We start from the raw sequence: 3,322 nt of genomic DNA, 5'->3' as shown, positions 1-3,322 counted from the left end.
AAAAAAAGCACGTATTGTTATGGATACGTGCTTTTTTAAAGAAGGCGGCGACATACTCTTCCGGTTTCCCAGTACCATCTGCGCGGATGGGCTTAACTTCTCTGTTCGGAATGGTAAGAGGTGAGCCCCATCGCTATAACCACCTTAAATTCTCAGTAAGAACTGTAAGTTCTCCTGTATAAGATACATATTGAGATAATAAAAATGACAAGGGTAAAAAATCGATATAAAAAATACACTACATAAGTCTATGGGTGATTAGTATTACTCGGCTATGACATTACTGCCTGTACACCTGTAACCTATCAACGTGGTCATCTCCCACGACCCTTTAAAGAAATCTCATCTTGTGGTGGGTTTCGCGCTTATATGCTTTCAGCGCTTATCCCTTCCCAACATAGCTACTCTGCAGTGCCCTGGGCAGGACAACAGATACACCAGCGGTTGGTCCAACTCGGTCCTCTCGTACTAGAGTCAGAGCCACGCAAATTTCTAACGCCCGCAGTAGATAGAGACCGAACTGTCTCACGACGTTCTGAACCCAGCTCGCGTGCCACTTTAATGGGCGAACAGCCCAACCCTTGGGACCTTCTCCAGCCCCAGGATGTGACGAGCCGACATCGAGGTGCCAAACCCCCCCGTCGATGTGAGCTCTTGGGGGAGATCAGCCTGTTATCCCCGGCGTACCTTTTATCCTTTGAGCGATGGCCCTTCCATTCGGAACCACCGGATCACTATGCTCTTGTTTCCAACCTGATCGACTTGTAGGTCTCTCAGTCAAGCACCCTTGTGCCATTGCACTCTACGCACGGTTACCAAGCGTGCTGAGGGTACCTTTAGAAGCCTCCGTTACGCTTTTGGAGGCGACCACCCCAGTCAAACTACCCACCACGCACTGTCCTCTTCTCAGAGTTAGGCTTCAGATAAGCAAAGGGTGGTATTTCAACAATGACTCCACAACGCCTGGCGACGCCACTTCAAAGTCTCCCACCTATCCTACACATCACTTATCCAAAGTCAATACGAAGCTATAGTAAAGGTGCACGGGGTCTTTTCGTCCCACTGCGGGTAATCGGCATCTTCACCGATACTACAATTTCACCGAGATCATGGCCGAGACAGTGTCCAGATCGTTACACCATTCGTGCAGGTCGGAACTTACCCGACAAGGAATTTCGCTACCTTAGGACCGTTATAGTTACGGCCGCCGTTTACCGGGGCTTCAATTCAGATCGTCGCCGAAGCTAAACCCTCCTCTTAACCTTCCGGCACCGGGCAGGTGTCAGGCCCTATACATCATCTCTCGATTTAGCAGAGCCCTGTGTTTTTGATAAACAGTCGCCTGGACCTTTTCACTGCGGCCTACATCGCTGTAGGCGACCTTTCTCCCGAAGTTACAGGTCTATTTTGCCTAGTTCCTTAGCCATGAATCGCTCGAGCGCCTTAGAATTCTCATCCCAACTACCTGTGTCGGTTTACGGTACAGGCTGCATAGTTCGCTTTTCTTGGAAGTCGATACTCCGGATTATCACCGCAGCCGAAGCTTTAGTGTACTATCCCACTCTTATAAGTGGTTCAACGTGCTATTCCGTCAGCACGCACCGAATCCTCGACTCCGTCACTTTTATTACTATGCAGGTACGGGAATATTAACCCGTTGTCCATCCACTACCCCTTTCGGGTTCGCGTTAGGCCCTGACTAACCCTCAGTTGATTAGCATCGCTGAGGAATCCTGAGTCTTTCGGCGGCGGTGTTTCTCGCACCGCTTATCGTTACTTATGCCTACATTTTCGTTTCTATACGCTCCACCATACCTCACAGTACAGCTTCTATGCCTATAGAATGCTCCCCTACCCATACTTACGTATGTCATAGCTTCGGTGGTATGCTTATGCCCGATTATTATCCATGCTCGACCGCTCGACTAGTGAGCTGTTACGCACTCTTTAAATGAATGGCTGCTTCCAAGCCAACATCCTAGCTGTCTAAGCAGTCAAACCGCGTTTTTTCAACTTAGCATACACTCAGGGACCTTAGCTGATGATCCGGGTTCTTTCCCTCTCGGACATGGACCTTAGCACCCATGCCCTCACTGCTGTAAATCATTATATAGCATTCGGAGTTTGTCAGGAATTGGTAGGCGGTGAAGCCCCCGCATCCAATCAGTAGCTCTACCTCTATATAACTAATACAACGCTGCACCTAAATGCATTTCGGGGAGTACGAGCTATTTCCGAGTTTGATTGGCCTTTCACCCCTACCCACAGGTCATCCCAAGACTTTTCAACGTCAACGGGTTCGGGCCTCCACTGTGTGTTACCACAGCTTCACCCTGCCCATGGGTAGATCACACGGTTTCGCGTCTACCACTACCAACTAAAACGCCCTATTCAGACTCGCTTTCGCTGCGGCTCCGGTGCTGAACACCTTAACCTCGCTGGCAACGGTAACTCGTAGGCTCATTATGCAAAAGGCACGCCGTCACCCTATAATGGGCTCCGACCGCTTGTAAGCGTATGGTTTCAGGATCTATTTCACTCCCTTATTCAGGGTTCTTTTCACCTTTCCCTCACGGTACTGGTTCACTATCGGTCTCTCAGGAGTATTTAGCCTTAGCGGATGGTCCCGCCTAATTCACACAGGGTTTCACGTGCCCCGCGCTACTCAGGATACTGCTATGGTATATACTCTTTACCTGTACGGGATTATCACCCTCTACGATTGCTCTTTCCAAAGCATTCCAGTTCATCATACTACCAATATCGCAGTCCTTCAACCCCATTATTGCCGTAACAACAATGGTTTGGGCTGCTCCGCGTTCGCTCGCCACTACTAACGGAATCACTCTTGTTTTCTTCTCCTCCGCCTACTTAGATGTTTCAGTTCAGCGGGTTCGCCTCCTTTCGGATACTATATCTTCAATATAGTGGGTTGCCCCATTCGGATATCTGCGGATCACAGCTTGTGTGCAACTCCCCGCAGCTTTTCGCAGCTTATCACGTCCTTCTTCGCCTCTGAGAGCCTAGGCATCCCCCATACGCCCTTAAGTAACTTATGTAACTCTTTATATTTATAAGAAAAATATTCTCTTTCTCGTTCTTTACTCTTGCGTATTTTCTTTATTATCTCAATATGTCAATGAACTTTATTCAAAATCTTCAAATAGCACAGGGTGCTGCGCACTCTCATGCAACTTCAATTTTGACAATACTTTAAAAAAAAATCTTATCCTCAAAAACTAATAAAGTAAACTCTTTATGTTTTGATCTTTGTGATTCTTCTCTTTAAAGTATTTATCGTGGAGAATATCGGAGTCGAACC

2 rRNA genes are annotated in these 3,322 nt (G+C 47.8%); both read right to left on the bottom strand.

What is annotated here, in order from left to right:
• Positions 1-39: 39 nt before the first annotated feature.
• Positions 40-147 (bottom strand): 5S ribosomal RNA (rrf, locus tag WAO84_RS16995).
• Between the two features lie 91 nt (positions 148-238).
• Positions 239-3,059 (bottom strand): 23S ribosomal RNA (locus WAO84_RS16990).
• Positions 3,060-3,322: the final 263 nt, after the last annotated feature.

The organism is Ascidiimonas aurantiaca, from assembly GCF_037646345.1.
Classification (GTDB): Bacteria; Bacteroidota; Bacteroidia; order Flavobacteriales; family Flavobacteriaceae; genus Ascidiimonas; species Ascidiimonas aurantiaca.
This window is presented reverse-complemented; position numbering and strand designations above follow the sequence as displayed.